Here is a 12,921-nt window from a genome sequence, read left to right on the forward strand (position 1 = left end):
CAATGATCGTATTCAGGTGTCGGATTCGTCGCTTTTTTCCCGCGCCAGGCGCCGTTCCTGGGCCTGTTTCTGCAGGATATAGCGTGCCAGCAACTGGCGTTGGGCATCGGTCATGGCTTCGAATTCCGTGCCGATTTCAAAGCCACCGGTCTTGGCATCGCAATGGGTAACCTTGGCTCGCAGCAACAGCCCGAGGGCTTGCGGCATCAGCACCAGCTTGACCGCCAGGTGGCTGTCGGGCTGGATCGCCGTGGGGTTCAGGAACTCGATGCCGCCTTCGGAAATGACCACGGGCTGCGGCGTACCGATCTCGCCCAGCAGGCTTTGCGCCATGATCTGGCTGAGCAAATCCATGCGTTTGTTCTGCACTTTGAGGAAGGCGGCCAGGGTGCGGTCCCGCTCGCCGATCTGGCGCAGCAAGTGCTGGGATTCAAATTCACTCAGGTGCAACTCGCTGAGCAGATTGAACAGCGGCGAATCATCCAGCAACACTTCCTTGCTCAGCGCTTCCGGGCCCGACAGTGGGGTAATTTCCAGTGCGATCATGTCCTCGATACGGTAGTATTCGCGGCGATCTTCTTCATCTAATGTCGACATGGCGAACCCAAGGCAGCGGTGATGGTCTGAGTGTAAAGCTGCTTACCTGACCCCGCCACAAGGACGTCTTCTTTTCCTCCGAACAAGCCCCGACATGTTCAGACCTCTCTTCGTATTTATTGGCACGCGTTATACCCGTGCAAAACGTCGCAATCATTTTGTGTCGTTCATTTCCCTGACCTCGATGATCGGGCTCGCCCTTGGCGTTGTCGTGATGATTGTGGTGCTGTCGGTGATGAACGGCTTCGATCATGAGATGCGCACCCGCGTGCTGGGCATGGTGCCCCACGCGACCATCGAGTCGGGTGAGCCCATCAGCGACTGGCAAAGCCTGGCCGCGAAGGTCAAGCAGAACCCCAAAGTGCTGGCGGTTGCGCCCTTCACCCAGATGCAGGGCCTGTTGACCAATGACGGCAAGGTGCAGAAAGTCCTGCTCAATGCCATCGACCCGGCGCAGGAACGCAATGTCTCGATCATCGATAACTTCATGCAACAGGGTAAACTGGACGACTTGTCGCCCGGCAGCTTTGGCATCGCTATCGGCGACAAGGCGGCGGCCAAGCTCGGCGTGGGCATCGGCGACAAGCTGACCTTCGTCGCGCCGGAAGTCACCGTGACTCCGGCGGGCATGTTCCCGCGCATGAAGCGCTTTACCGTGGTCGGCATCTTCCATGTCGGCGCCGGTGAGATCGACGGCTACCTGGGCCTGACCAACCTGACCGACCTGGCCCGCCTGCATCGCTGGAAGCCGGACCAGGTCCAGGGCTTGCGCCTGAAATTCAACGACCTGTTCGACGCGCCGCGTACCTCGTGGGAAATCGCCCAGCACCTGGGTGAAAACCAGTACTACGCCCGCGACTGGACCCGTACCCACGGCAACCTGTACCAGGCCATCCGCATGGAAAAAGCCATGATCGGCTTGCTGTTGCTGCTGATCGTCGCCGTCGCCGCCTTCAACATCATCTCCACGCTGGTGATGGTGGTGAACGACAAGAAGGGCGACATCGCGATCCTGCGCACCCTTGGCGCCACGCCGGGGCAGATCATGGCGATCTTCATGGTCCAGGGCACGGTGATCGGTGTCGTCGGCACCTTGATCGGCACCGTGGTGGGGATTCTCGCCGCGCTGAACGTCAGCGCTGCTATCGCCGGGCTGGAAGTGTTGATCGGCCACAAATTCTTGAACTCCGACGTCTACTTCATCGACTACTTGCCGTCCCAGGTGCAGAGCCAGGACGTATTGATGGTCGGCGGCGCCGCGTTGGTCCTGAGTTTCCTTGCCACCCTGTATCCAGCCTGGCGCGCGGCACGTACCCAGCCGGCGCAGGCTTTACGTTATGAGTGAATCGGGCATGAGTGAAAAAGCAATCCTGAGCTGCCGCAACCTGGGCAAATCCTACGAGGAAGGCCCGGAGTCCGTGGTGGTGCTGTCCAACCTGCAGCTGGAACTGCACCCGGGCGAACGCGTGGCGATCGTCGGCAGTTCCGGTTCCGGTAAAAGTACCTTGCTCAACCTGTTGGGCGGCCTTGATACGCCGTCCCAGGGCAGCGTCTGGCTGGCCGGCGAAGAGTTGTCGGCCCTGGGCGAGAAGGCCCGTGGCCAGTTGCGCAACCGTTCGCTGGGTTTTGTGTACCAGTTCCACCACTTGCTGCCCGAGTTCACCGCCCTGGAAAACGTCTGCATGCCGCTGTTGATCGGCAAGACCGCGATCCCGGAAGCACGCCAGCGTGCCCAGGCGTTGCTGGAGCGCGTCGGCCTGGGTCATCGCCTGGAGCACAAACCGGCTGAGTTGTCCGGCGGCGAGCGCCAGCGTGTGGCGATTGCCCGTGCCCTGGTCAACAACCCGGGCCTGGTGATGCTCGACGAGCCGACCGGCAACCTCGACTCCCACACCGCCCAGGGCATCAAGGACTTGATGCTGGAGTTGAGCACCCAGATGCGCACCGCGTTCCTGGTGGTGACCCATGACATGAGCATGGCCCGCCAGATGGACCGTGTGTTGCACCTGCAGGAAGGTCATCTGGTCGCCATCTGACCTGTTTCAAGCCCGGCGCCCGGCGCCGGGTTTTCTATTTTTTCAACGGTGCCCGCGAATGTTCAGACCGTTATCGATTTTCATCGGCACGCGCTATACCCGCGCCAAGCGCCGCAACCGTTTTGTTTCGTTTATCTCGATGACCTCGATGATCGGCCTCGCCCTCGGCGTGCTGGCGATGATCGTGGTGTTGTCGGTAATGAACGGTTTCCAGCGGGAAATGAGCTCACGCATCCTCGGCATGGTGCCCCACGCGACCATCGTTGGCGTGAAGCCCATCAGCGACTGGCAGCCGGTGGCAGATGCCGCGATGAAGAATCCGGAAGTCACTGCTGCTGTACCGTTCACACAGATGGACGGCATGCTCTCCTACAAGGGCGCGATGCAGCCGATCGAGATCAGTGGCGTTGATCCGGCCCAGGAAGGCAAGGTGTCGATCGTGGCCCAGCACATTGTCCAGGGCCATCTGGAAGACCTGAAGCCAGGTGAGTTCGGTGTGGTGATCGGCGAAATCACCGCCCGGCGTTTTCGCCTGAATGTCGGTGACAAGCTGACCCTGATCGTGCCGGAAATCAGCAGTGCGCCCGGTGGCATCACCCCGCGTATGCAGCGTTTGAACGTGGTGGGTGTGTTCAAGGTGGGCGCGGAGCTGGATGGCTCCATGGCCCTGATCCACATGGCCGACGCCGCCGAGATACAGCATTGGGAGCCGAACCAGGTGCAAAGCGTGCGCCTGGCGGTGAAAGACTTGTATGCCGCACCCAAGGTCTCGGCGGATATCGCCGCCAGCCTCGGCGCCGACTACAAGGCCGACGACTGGACCCACACCCAGGGCAGCCTGTTCAGCGCGATGAAGATGGAAAAAACCATGATCGGCCTGCTGTTGCTGATGATCGTTGCCGTGGCAGCGTTCAACATCATCGCGACCTTGATCATGGTGGTGAACGACAAGGGCGCCGACATTGCGATCCTGCGCACCATTGGCGCCACGCCGCGGCAGATCATGGCGATCTTCATGGTGCAGGGGACGGTGATCGGGATCGTCGGTACCTTGATCGGTGGCATCCTCGGCGTGATTGCGGCGCTGAACGTCAGTGAACTGGTGGGTTGGCTGGAACGGGTGACCGGGCAGCATATCTTCAGTTCGGACGTGTATTTCGTCAGCAACCTGCCTTCGCAGTTGCAGGGTGGGGATGTGTTGCTGATTTGCTCGGCGGGGTTTGTGTTGAGCTTTTTGGCGACCATCTATCCGGCGTATCGCGCGGCGAAGATTGAGCCGGCGCATGCCCTCAGGTATTCGTAATTCTTAAGACCGCCTTCGCGAGCAAGCCCGCTCCCACATTTTGACCGCGTTCTTCCTGAATGCACCCGGTCAAAATGTGGGAGCGGGCTTGCTCGCGAAAGGGCCGCTACAGCTTGCATCAATACCCCTGCGGCAACTCCATCACAAACCTCGCCCATCCCGCCCCCGACTCACAGAAAATCCGCCCCCCATGGGCCCGCACAATCGACTGGGTAATCGCCAAACCCAGCCCCGCATGTTCGCTGCTCCCTTCATGACGCGCCGGATCTGCCCGGTAAAACCGGTCAAACAACCGTGGCAACAATGCCTCGGGAATGCCTTCCCCGGTGTTTTCCACACTCAGCGTCACGCCTTGCATCCCCTCGACAATCCGCACGCTGACTTCGCCACCCGGAGGGGTGAACCGCAACGCGTTATCCAGCAGGTTGGAAATCGCCCGGCGCAACATGCTGCGGTCACCTGAAGTGCTGGCGCTGCCTTCCCGAACCAGCCGCACCTGGACGTCCTCCGCCAGCGGCGCGAAAAATTCCAGCAATGCCTCCACCTCGTCCGCCAGCACCAGGGTTTCGCGCTTGGGCACCAGCAGCCCATGGTCCGCCTTGGCCAGGTACAGCATGTCGTTGACCAACTGCGCCATCCATTGCAGTTCTTCCAGGTTGCTGTGCAGGGCTTCGCGGTAGTCCTCCAGCGCCCGTGGCTGCGTGAGGATGACTTGGGTCTGTGTCAGCAAATTCGACAGTGGCGTGCGCAGTTCATGGGCGATGTCGGCAGAAAACGCCGAAAGGCGCTGGAAGGCATCGTCCAGGCGCCCAAGCATCGCGTTGAAGGACTGGGCGAGTTCCGCCAGTTCGGCGGGCATTTGTTCCTGGGGCAGGCGCTGGGTCAGGGAGTGGGCAGAGACGCCGCTGGCGACTTCGCTCATGCGCCTCAGCGGTCGCAACCCGCTGCGGGCGGCCCAGGCGCCGAGCAGGGCGGTGGCCAGGGCGGAAAGGCCGACGGTCAGCCAGATCAGATGCTGCATGCGTTGCAGGAAGTGTTGATGGTGGGTGATGTCGAGCATCAGCGTCAGGCGTGGCGAGTCAGCGTTTCCAGGAATAAGCGGCGCGTTGTACACGCGGTAATCGGTGCCGGCGTTCTGCACGCTGTGCAGGCCAGGCGCCTGGGGCAGGGTGATGCCGGGAGCGCCGTCGAACCAGCGCTGATCGCCGGCGGTGATGCGCAGGGCCAGGTCGGGCTGGCGATTGAGTTCTTCTCGCAGCGTTGTTTCTCGTAAGGCAAATCGTTCTGGCGTGTCGGCACCTTGCAATGTGCTGCGCAGCGCTATCAGCTTGCCGTCGAGCAACTGCTGGTCCAGCTCGATAAAGTGCGCCTCGCTGGCATGGTTGAACAGCACGCCGGCCAGCAATGAAACCACGGCGGTACAGCCAGCAAACAGCAGTGCCAGGCGGCTGGTCAGGGAAATCCGTTTCATCAACTGAACCGCTCCTCAAGCACGTAGCCCATGCCCCGCACGGTGTGGATCAACTTGTTGGGGAAGTTATCGTCGACCTTCAGGCGCAGGCGGCGGATCGCGACTTCGATGATGTTGGTATCGCTGTCGAAGTTCATGTCCCACACCTGGGAGGCAATCAGCGACTTGGGCAGTACTTCGCCCTGGCGCCGCAGCAGCAGTTCCAGCAGGGAAAACTCCTTGGCCGTCAGGTCGATGCGCTGGCCGTCGCGCTCTACCCGGCGGCGGATCAGGTCCATGCGCAGGTCGGCCAGTTGCAGGCTGGTTTCCTGGGGTGGGCTGCTGCCACGGCGTAACAGGCTACGCACCCGGGCCAGCAGTTCGGAGAAGGCGAAGGGCTTGACCAGGTAATCGTCGGCGCCCAGTTCCAGGCCATGCACCCGGTCTTCCACGGCGTCCCGCGCGGTAAGGAACAGTACCGGCATGTCGAGCCCGGCGTTGCGTACGGCCTGGAGGATCTGCCAGCCATCGCGACCTGGCAGCATCACATCGAGGATCAACAGGTCGTAGTCACCGGTCAGCGCCAGGTGCTGGCCGCTGGTGCCGTCGGCCACCAGCTCGGTGTTGAATCCGGCCTCGGCCAGCCCCTGGCGCAGGTAGTGGCCGGTTTTCGGTTGGTCTTCGACGATCAGCAGTTTCATGGGCGGCTCATGGTTTTACGGGAACACAGACGTTATACCGCGCACATCCGGCAGCAGGCTCAAGCTGACAAAGTTGTAATCTGGCCGTCAGCTGGCTGGCAGCGGCGCGTTCGTAAAGTGTCCCACAGACTGATTCCGAACCTTTGGAGTGTGAGCATGTTTTTACGTAAATCCTGGCTGTTGGCTGGCTGCCTGATGGCGCTGAGTCTTCCGGCGCTGGCTTCCCCGGCTGAAACCTTCGCCTTCGGTGAGGCTGCGCCCGCCGCCAAGGCCACGCGCACGGTGGAAGTGGTGCTGCAGGACATTTCCTTTTCGCCCAAGGCCATCGATGTAAAAGCCGGTGAGACCGTGCGCTTTGTGCTGGTCAACAAAGGCCAGTTGCTCCACGAGTTCAATATTGGCGACGCTGCGATGCACGCCGCGCATCAGCAAGAAATGCTCAAGATGCAGGCCAGCGGCATGCTGACGGCCACCGGCATGGGCAAAATGGACCACAGTGCGATGGGCCACGGCGACATGGGCGGCATGAAACACGACGACCCCAACAGCGTGCTGGTAGAGCCAGGCAAGACCGCCGAGCTGACCTGGACCTTCACCAAGGCCACCGGCTTGGAGTTTGCCTGCAACATTCCGGGGCATTACCAGGCGGGCATGGTCGGCAAGCTGACCGTCAGCCAGTAAGCCATTGACGGGCAAAGGCGGGTAGAATGGCGGCGTTTATTTAGCCAGGTTTCCGCCATGCATCCCGCAGCCGAACATTCGCCGCTGGGCAAGTCCAGTGAATACATCTCCACCTACACCCCGTCGTTGCTGTTCCCGATTCCTCGCGCCGCCAAGTGGGCCGAGCTGGGCCTGAGTGCCGAGACCCTGCCGTATAAAGGCGTGGATTTCTGGAACTGCTTCGAACTGTCCTGGCTGCTGCCCTCCGGCAAACCCGTGGTGGCCATCGGTGAATTCAGTATCCCGGCCGACTCGCCGAACATCATCGAGTCGAAGTCGTTCAAGTTGTACCTCAACTCGCTGAACCAAACCGCGTTTGCCGATGTGCAAAGCCTTGAAGCGACGTTGCGCACCGACCTGAGTGCGGCGGCCGGCAAGCCGGTTGGCGTGCGCATCCGCAGCCTGGGCGAGGTTGAAGCCGAAGGCGTGGTCGCGTTGCCGGGTGTGTGCATTGATGACCTGGACATTACCGTCAGCAACTACGAGCACCCGCGCCCGGAACTGTTGCGTTGCGACGATTCGCGCGTGGTGGAGGAGAGCGTCCACAGTCATCTGCTCAAGTCCAACTGCCCGGTGACCAGCCAGCCTGACTGGGGCAGTGTGGCGGTGGAGTACCGCGGCGCGGCGCTGGATCATGCCAGCCTGCTGGAATACCTGGTGAGCTTCCGCCAGCACTCGGACTTCCATGAACAGTGCGTGGAGCGGATCTTTCTCGACCTGCAGCGCTTGCTCAAGCCGCAGAAACTGACGGTGTATGCGCGCTATGTGCGGCGTGGCGGGCTCGATATCAACCCGTACCGCAGTACGGAAGATCTGCAGTTCCAGAACCTGCGCCTGGCTCGACAGTAGCTTTCACCCAAAATAAATGTGGGAGCGGGCTTGCTCGCGAAAGCGGTGTATCAGCCAGCATATGTATCAGCTGACGGACCGCATTCGCGAGCAAGCCCGCTCCCACATTTGATAGGTGTCCGACTATTAGATCCCGATGTTGCCCAGGGTCACCACAATATTGCGCAAGGTCCCGGCAATGCCCGGGTGCTCCAGTTCGAAGCGTTCTACCGCCAGGTTCACACCGTCGGCGATGCTTGGATCCTGAATGGCACCTTCCAGTGGCTCCTGAACTTCCAGTTCAGCAATCAAGTCTCGCAGCTCTTCGCGCTGTTCGAGGGGCATTTCTGGATTCTGATCCAATTGCTCGCGCAAAATTTTGACCTGTTCTTGCAGTTGTTCGCGGGCAGGCATGGCGTTCTTCCTTTTATCGATAGGCACTGACATAGACCGCGGCACGCCGGGAAAGGTCTATGGGCTGACCTGTAGATTAATCCACTGGCGCCGACTGTGCATGATCTCGATCAGGGCTTCTCGCCCTTAAGCTGGCGCAGACTGATGTCGGCCAGGCAGGTCTGCAGTTCGCCCAGGTGGTCAATCACCGAATGCACGCCTAGGCCATAGAGCGCGACAGTGGCTTTGGCGCGCTTATGCTCGCGTTCCTTCTCGGTGAGTGCTTGCCATTGCTGCGGCGAAAGCCCGCACAGTGAGCCACAGGACGCCAGGCCGATGGTCCACAGCCCGGCATTGAGCCCCGATTGCAGCAGGCGTGGCTCGCCGCTGACCAGGACGCAGCCTTCCAGGCGTTCGATATTCAGTTCCATCAGGGCCTGCCAGCAGGCGTGAGGCGCCGGCCAGCGGGTGGAGGAGGGCTTGGCAGCCTTGATCCAGCGGGGTAGCCCGGCGGCCAGCGGTGTGGAAACCGACGCCGGCAACTCGTCCAGCCATGCACAAGGGACGCGCTGTTCTTCGAGGCTGCGCAGGATCTTCAGGGCGCCGACAGTGGCATGGGTATCGCTGGAAGGCGCGGAATCGGCGCGGGCCTGGGAACCAAAGTCCACCAGGCAGCCACTAAGCCCGAACAGTACGGCCGTCAAGGACGGGGTGCTGGCACTAACAATCTCGGCGTGTGGCATTTCGACGTCCCTGAAATAGCAGTGACGCTAACGGACTTGGGTGACAAGCAAGTTACACCCGCAGCAATTGTAGGAATTTTGTGCATTTGCTGAATGACATTTCTGCAAGGCTGCCTAATCTGACACTTCCGTCATATACTGACGGCCTCATTCAGGGCATAGCGCCCATGACAGACCATTCAAGGAGTTCAAGCTATGCGCTGGAGCCAATGTCTAGCTCAGCTGTCCGTATGTGCGAGTATTTTGCTGGTTCCTTTCGTAGCCCAGGCGGCCTCGGAAGATGATCCATGGGAAAGCGTCAACCGCCCGATCTTCACCTTCAACGATACCGTTGATACCTATGCCCTCAAGCCATTGGCTCAAGGCTATCAGTTCGTGACCCCGCAGTTCGTGCAGGACGGGATCCACAACTTCTTCCGCAACATCGGCGACGTCGGCAACTTTGCCAACGACGTGCTGCAACTCAAGCCCCACGCTGCAGGCGTCGACACTGCCCGCTTGCTGATGAACACCACGTTCGGCGTGCTGGGTTTCGTTGATGTCGGCACCAAAATGGGGCTGCAACGCAACGACGAAGACTTCGGCCAGACTCTCGGCTACTGGGGCGTCGACAGCGGTCCTTACGTGATGCTGCCACTGCTGGGCCCAAGCACCCTGCGTGACGCGCCGTCCAAATACGTGGACAGCTACACCCAGCCATACCGCTACATGAACGATATCGGCTGGCGCAACAGCACCTTCGGCCTGAATATCGTCGACACGCGTGCCAGCCTGCTGTCCTCCGAGAAGCTGATCAGCGGCGACAAATACACCTTCATCCGCAACGCCTACTTGCAGAACCGTGAGTTCAAGGTCAAGGATGGCAAGGTTGTAGACGACTTTTAAGCCCCAGGCTTGAAAGAAGAAGGCGGCCCTCGGGTCGCCTTTTTTGTGGGCGGCATTCGAGGTTTATCCGTGGGTTACGTGCTTACTTTAAGTCGCGGTTTTATGCGTTCTTATAACTACTGGTGATTTGCGATGTAAAGACGCCCGGCGACCATCGCCGTGAGCTTGAAACCCCTGGCGGATGGGAGTACCGTCTGCGCCTTAGAAGGGCACCTCTGCTTTACCTTTGTGCGTCGGCAATAACTCGGCGTTTTGTAGGACAGAGAGGCTAGAAAGCGAATCCAGTAGTAAGCCCGGCCATTGTCGAGCTGCCTACGCCAACCTAATTCTGGCGCCGTTTGCCCACATGCAGAAAACCAGTGCCACGCTGCTGATAATCGATGACGACGAAGTAGTGCGCGCGAGTCTTGCGGCCTATTTGGAAGACAGTGGCTTCAGCGTCCTGCAGGCCAGCAACGGCCTCCAGGGTCTCCAGGTATTCGAGCGCGACAAGCCCGACCTTGTGATCTGCGACCTGCGCATGCCCCAGGTGGGCGGCCTTGAGCTGATCCGCCAGGTGACCGACATCGCCCCGCAGACGCCGGTGATTGTCGTGTCCGGTGCCGGCGTGATGAACGATGCCGTCGAGGCCTTGCGCCTCGGCGCTGCCGACTACCTGATCAAGCCCCTGGAAGACCTGGCTGTGCTGGAGCACTCGGTGCGTCGTGCCCTGGATCGTGCACGGCTGCTGCTGGAAAACCAGCGTTACCGTGAAAAGCTCGAAACCGCCAACCGCGAACTCGAAGCCAGCCTGAACCTGCTCCAGGAAGACCAGAACGCCGGTCGCCAGGTGCAGATGAACATGCTGCCGGTGAGCCCGTGGAGCATCGACGAGTTCAAGTTTGCCCACCAGATCATCCCGTCGCTGTACCTGTCGGGTGATTTCGTCGACTACTTCCGCGTTGATGAGCGGCGTGTCGCGTTCTACCTGGCCGACGTTTCCGGCCACGGCGCCTCCTCTGCATTCGTGACCGTGTTGTTGAAGTTCATGACTACACGGCTGTTGTTCGAGTCCAAGCGCAATGGCACCTTGCCGGAGTTCACCCCTTCGCAAGTGCTGGGCCACATCAACCGGGGCCTGATCAGCTGCAAGCTGGGCAAGCACGTGACGATGGTCGGCGGCGTGATTGATGAAGAAACAGGTCTTTTGACCTACAGCATTGGCGGTCACCTGCCATTGCCGGTTTTATACACTCCAGACAGTGTGCGCTACCTGGAAGGGCGTGGTTTGCCGGTTGGCTTGTTCAATGAAGCCACCTACGAAGACCACATCCTGGAATTGCCGCCGACGTTCAGCCTGACGCTGATGTCCGACGGTATCCTGGACCTTTTGCCAGAGCCTACACTCAAAGAGAAAGAAGCCGCCTTGCCCCAACGGGTCAGGTCGGCGGGCGGCAGCCTGGATGGCCTGCGGCAGGTTTTTGGATTGGCCACGCTAGGGGAGATGCCGGATGATATCGCCCTATTGGTGTTGAGCAGGAATCTTTGATGAGTACCGGAAGAATCCAATTCGCCGAGCAAGACGGGACTTTTGTCCTGAAGTTTGTCGGTGAAGTGCGCCTGACCTTGTGTTCGGCGCTGGATGCGACGATTGAGCGGATCTTCACAGCCTTGAATTTCTCGGCGATCGTGATCGATCTGACCGAAACCCGCAGCATCGATAGCACCACCCTTGGGCTGTTGGCCAAGTTGTCCATTCTGTCTCGGCAGAAGGTCGGACTGCTGCCGACCGTCGTCACCACCCACGAAGACATCACCCGTCTGTTGCAGTCCATGGGCTTCGATCAAGTTTTCAACATCGTTGACCGCCCGATCCCGTGCCCGGAATGCCTGACCGACCTGCCGTCCCAGGACCAGTCCGAGGAAGTGGTACGGGTCAAGGTACTGGAAGCCCACAAGATCCTGATGGGCTTGAACGACTCCAACCGCGAGGCGTTCCACGACCTGGTGAATGCGCTGGAGCGGCACTAATTTCCAGCTGAAACACTGTCAAAGTGTGGGAGGGGGCTTGCTCCCGAAAGCGGCGGGTCAGTAGTGAATGTAGCGACTGACGCCTGTATTCGGGAGCAAGCCCCCTCCCACATTTTTAACTGAGTTCGGCTCGAAATCGGCTAATACAAAAAAAGGGCGGCACCCTCACAGGTGCCGCCCTTTTTGTCGCCGCCGTTTTTAGAGCTTGGCGGTCAACAGCGCTTCGAGTTTTTCCTGGTCGCGGGCGAACTGACGAATGCCCTCGGCCAGTTTCTCGGTGGCCATCGCATCTTCGTTGGATTCCCAACGGAACTGCGCTTCGGTCAAGTGCACACGAGCTTCGCCCGCATGGCCTGGCGACAATTTGCGTTCCAGCTTGCCGTTGTCGGCTGCGAGTTTTTCCAGCAGGTCCGGGCTGATGGTCAGACGGTCGCAACCAGCCAGCTCTTCGATCTGGCTCAGGTTACGGAAGCTTGCACCCATTACCACGGTCTTGTAGCCATTGGCCTTGTAGTAGTTGTAGATGCGCGTCACCGACTGCACGCCCGGATCTTCGGAGCCGGTGTAGTCGTTGCCGTTGGCCTTCTTGTACCAGTCGTAGATACGGCCCACGAACGGCGAAATCAGGAACACGCCGGCTTCGGCGCAAGCCACGGCCTGGGCGAAGGAGAACAGCAGCGTCAGGTTGGTCTGAATGCCTTCCTTTTCCAGCTGCTCGGCGGCGCGGATGCCTTCCCAGGTGGAAGCGATCTTGATCAGCACGCGGTCACGGCCAATGCCGGCCTTGTCGTACAGGTCGATCAGGCGATGGGCGCGCTTGAGTACCGCGTCGGTATCGAACGACAAGCGGGCATCCACCTCGGTGGAAATGCGGCCGGGCACCACTTTCAGGATTTCCTGGCCGACAGCTACCGCAAAACGGTCGCTGGCCAGGCCTACATCGCCGTTGCAGTCGGCAACAGCCTCGTCCAGCAGCTTGGCATAGCCTGGGATCGACGCGGCCTTGAGCAGCAGGGAAGGGTTGGTAGTGGCGTCTTGCGGCTTGAGCTTGGCGAGGGTAGAAAAATCGCCGGTATCGGCTACTACAGTGGTGAATTGCTTGAGTTGTTCCAGCTTGGAAGTCATGGGCGTGCTCTGTCCTGTGGGTCTGATGACATTACCCGAGCGCTGACAGCCGCTCAAGGGCGCAAATGCATTCGATCGTTTGCGAGGGCAACAACCTGAAAACAGCCGTTTGAATCACCGGCCAATGCTC

The 12,921-nt window shown here is 60.2% G+C and carries 14 protein-coding genes; 8 read left to right on the forward strand and 6 right to left on the reverse strand.

From position 1 onward, the window contains the following. Window positions 1-12: 12 nt before the first annotated feature. Entirely contained in the window at window positions 13-597 is a 585-nt protein-coding gene (locus tag C0058_RS08825) for a PilZ domain-containing protein (protein WP_003218944.1), read from the reverse strand. A gap of 94 nt (window positions 598-691) precedes the next feature. Between C0058_RS08825 and C0058_RS08830 the strand changes: the two genes are divergently transcribed. Genes C0058_RS08830 through C0058_RS08840 form a run of 3 tightly spaced genes read left to right on the forward strand, consistent with a single transcriptional unit; the run spans window position 692 to window position 3,936 of the window. Next, a complete protein-coding gene (locus C0058_RS08830) occupies window positions 692-1,942 on the forward strand; it encodes a lipoprotein-releasing ABC transporter permease subunit (protein WP_003218943.1) in 1,251 nt (416 codons plus the stop codon). Between the two features lie 7 nt (window positions 1,943-1,949). Continuing rightward, window positions 1,950-2,633, forward strand: coding sequence for a lipoprotein-releasing ABC transporter ATP-binding protein LolD (gene lolD / locus C0058_RS08835; RefSeq protein ID WP_003218941.1), 684 nt, complete (start codon window positions 1,950-1,952; stop codon window positions 2,631-2,633). 58 nt (window positions 2,634-2,691) lie between these two features. Further along, entirely contained in the window at window positions 2,692-3,936 is a 1,245-nt protein-coding gene (locus tag C0058_RS08840) for a lipoprotein-releasing ABC transporter permease subunit (protein WP_003218940.1), read from the forward strand. A gap of 118 nt (window positions 3,937-4,054) precedes the next feature. Here the strand turns inward: C0058_RS08840 and C0058_RS08845 are convergent, their stop codons facing one another. Together C0058_RS08845 and C0058_RS08850 are read right to left on the reverse strand one after the other, a co-directional pair. Beyond that, window positions 4,055-5,407, reverse strand: a complete 1,353-nt coding sequence (locus tag C0058_RS08845) for a heavy metal sensor histidine kinase (protein ID WP_102368394.1) — start codon at window positions 5,405-5,407, stop codon at window positions 4,055-4,057. After that, on the reverse strand, window positions 5,407-6,087 hold the full coding sequence (locus tag C0058_RS08850; protein ID WP_003218936.1) for a heavy metal response regulator transcription factor: 681 nt from the start codon (window positions 6,085-6,087) through the stop codon (window positions 5,407-5,409). Before C0058_RS08850 ends, C0058_RS08845 begins: the two co-directional genes overlap by 1 nt. Window positions 6,088-6,243: 156 nt before the next feature. Between C0058_RS08850 and C0058_RS08855 the strand changes: the two genes are divergently transcribed. Beyond that, complete coding sequence (locus C0058_RS08855) at window positions 6,244-6,768, forward strand: plastocyanin/azurin family copper-binding protein (protein WP_102368395.1); 525 nt, start codon at window positions 6,244-6,246, stop codon at window positions 6,766-6,768. Window positions 6,769-6,825: 57 nt separating this feature from the next. Next, window positions 6,826-7,656 carry an NADPH-dependent 7-cyano-7-deazaguanine reductase QueF gene (gene queF, locus C0058_RS08860; protein ID WP_102368396.1) on the forward strand — a complete coding sequence of 277 codons (831 nt, stop codon included), beginning with the start codon at window positions 6,826-6,828 and terminating at the stop codon, window positions 7,654-7,656. A 126-nt stretch (window positions 7,657-7,782) separates the two neighbouring features. Here the strand turns inward: queF and C0058_RS08865 are convergent, their stop codons facing one another. Both C0058_RS08865 and C0058_RS08870 read right to left on the reverse strand, forming a co-directional pair. Further along, window positions 7,783-8,049 (reverse strand): DUF4404 family protein, encoded by a 267-nt coding sequence (locus C0058_RS08865; RefSeq protein ID WP_008437612.1) that lies wholly within the window; start codon window positions 8,047-8,049, stop codon window positions 7,783-7,785. A 110-nt stretch (window positions 8,050-8,159) separates the two neighbouring features. Next, the gene (locus C0058_RS08870) at window positions 8,160-8,771 is read right to left on the reverse strand and encodes a hypothetical protein (protein WP_008437613.1); all 612 of its coding nucleotides are present in this window, start codon (window positions 8,769-8,771) and stop codon (window positions 8,160-8,162) included. 195 nt (window positions 8,772-8,966) lie between these two features. On the opposite strand from C0058_RS08870, the gene C0058_RS08875 reads away from it, so the two are divergent. The 3 genes from C0058_RS08875 to rssC all read left to right on the forward strand — a co-directional run bounded on the left by C0058_RS08875 (window position 8,967) and on the right by rssC (window position 11,666). Continuing rightward, window positions 8,967-9,656: a VacJ family lipoprotein gene (locus C0058_RS08875; protein ID WP_008437615.1), complete on the forward strand. Its 690-nt coding sequence runs from the start codon at window positions 8,967-8,969 to the stop codon at window positions 9,654-9,656. A gap of 346 nt (window positions 9,657-10,002) precedes the next feature. Further along, entirely contained in the window at window positions 10,003-11,184 is a 1,182-nt protein-coding gene (rssB, locus tag C0058_RS08880; protein ID WP_003218921.1) for a two-component system response regulator RssB, read from the forward strand. Next, window positions 11,184-11,666, forward strand: coding sequence for an anti-sigma factor antagonist RssC (gene rssC / locus C0058_RS08885; RefSeq protein WP_003218919.1), 483 nt, complete (start codon window positions 11,184-11,186; stop codon window positions 11,664-11,666). Before rssB ends, rssC begins: the two co-directional genes overlap by 1 nt. 198 nt (window positions 11,667-11,864) lie before the next feature. Here rssC and tal read toward each other — a convergent pair whose 3' ends face one another. Next, a complete protein-coding gene (gene tal, locus C0058_RS08890) occupies window positions 11,865-12,791 on the reverse strand; it encodes a transaldolase (RefSeq protein WP_008437618.1) in 927 nt (308 codons plus the stop codon). Window positions 12,792-12,921 lie beyond the last annotated feature (130 nt).

The organism is Pseudomonas sp. NC02, assembly GCF_002874965.1.
In the GTDB taxonomy this organism is placed as follows: Bacteria; Pseudomonadota; Gammaproteobacteria; order Pseudomonadales; family Pseudomonadaceae; genus Aquipseudomonas.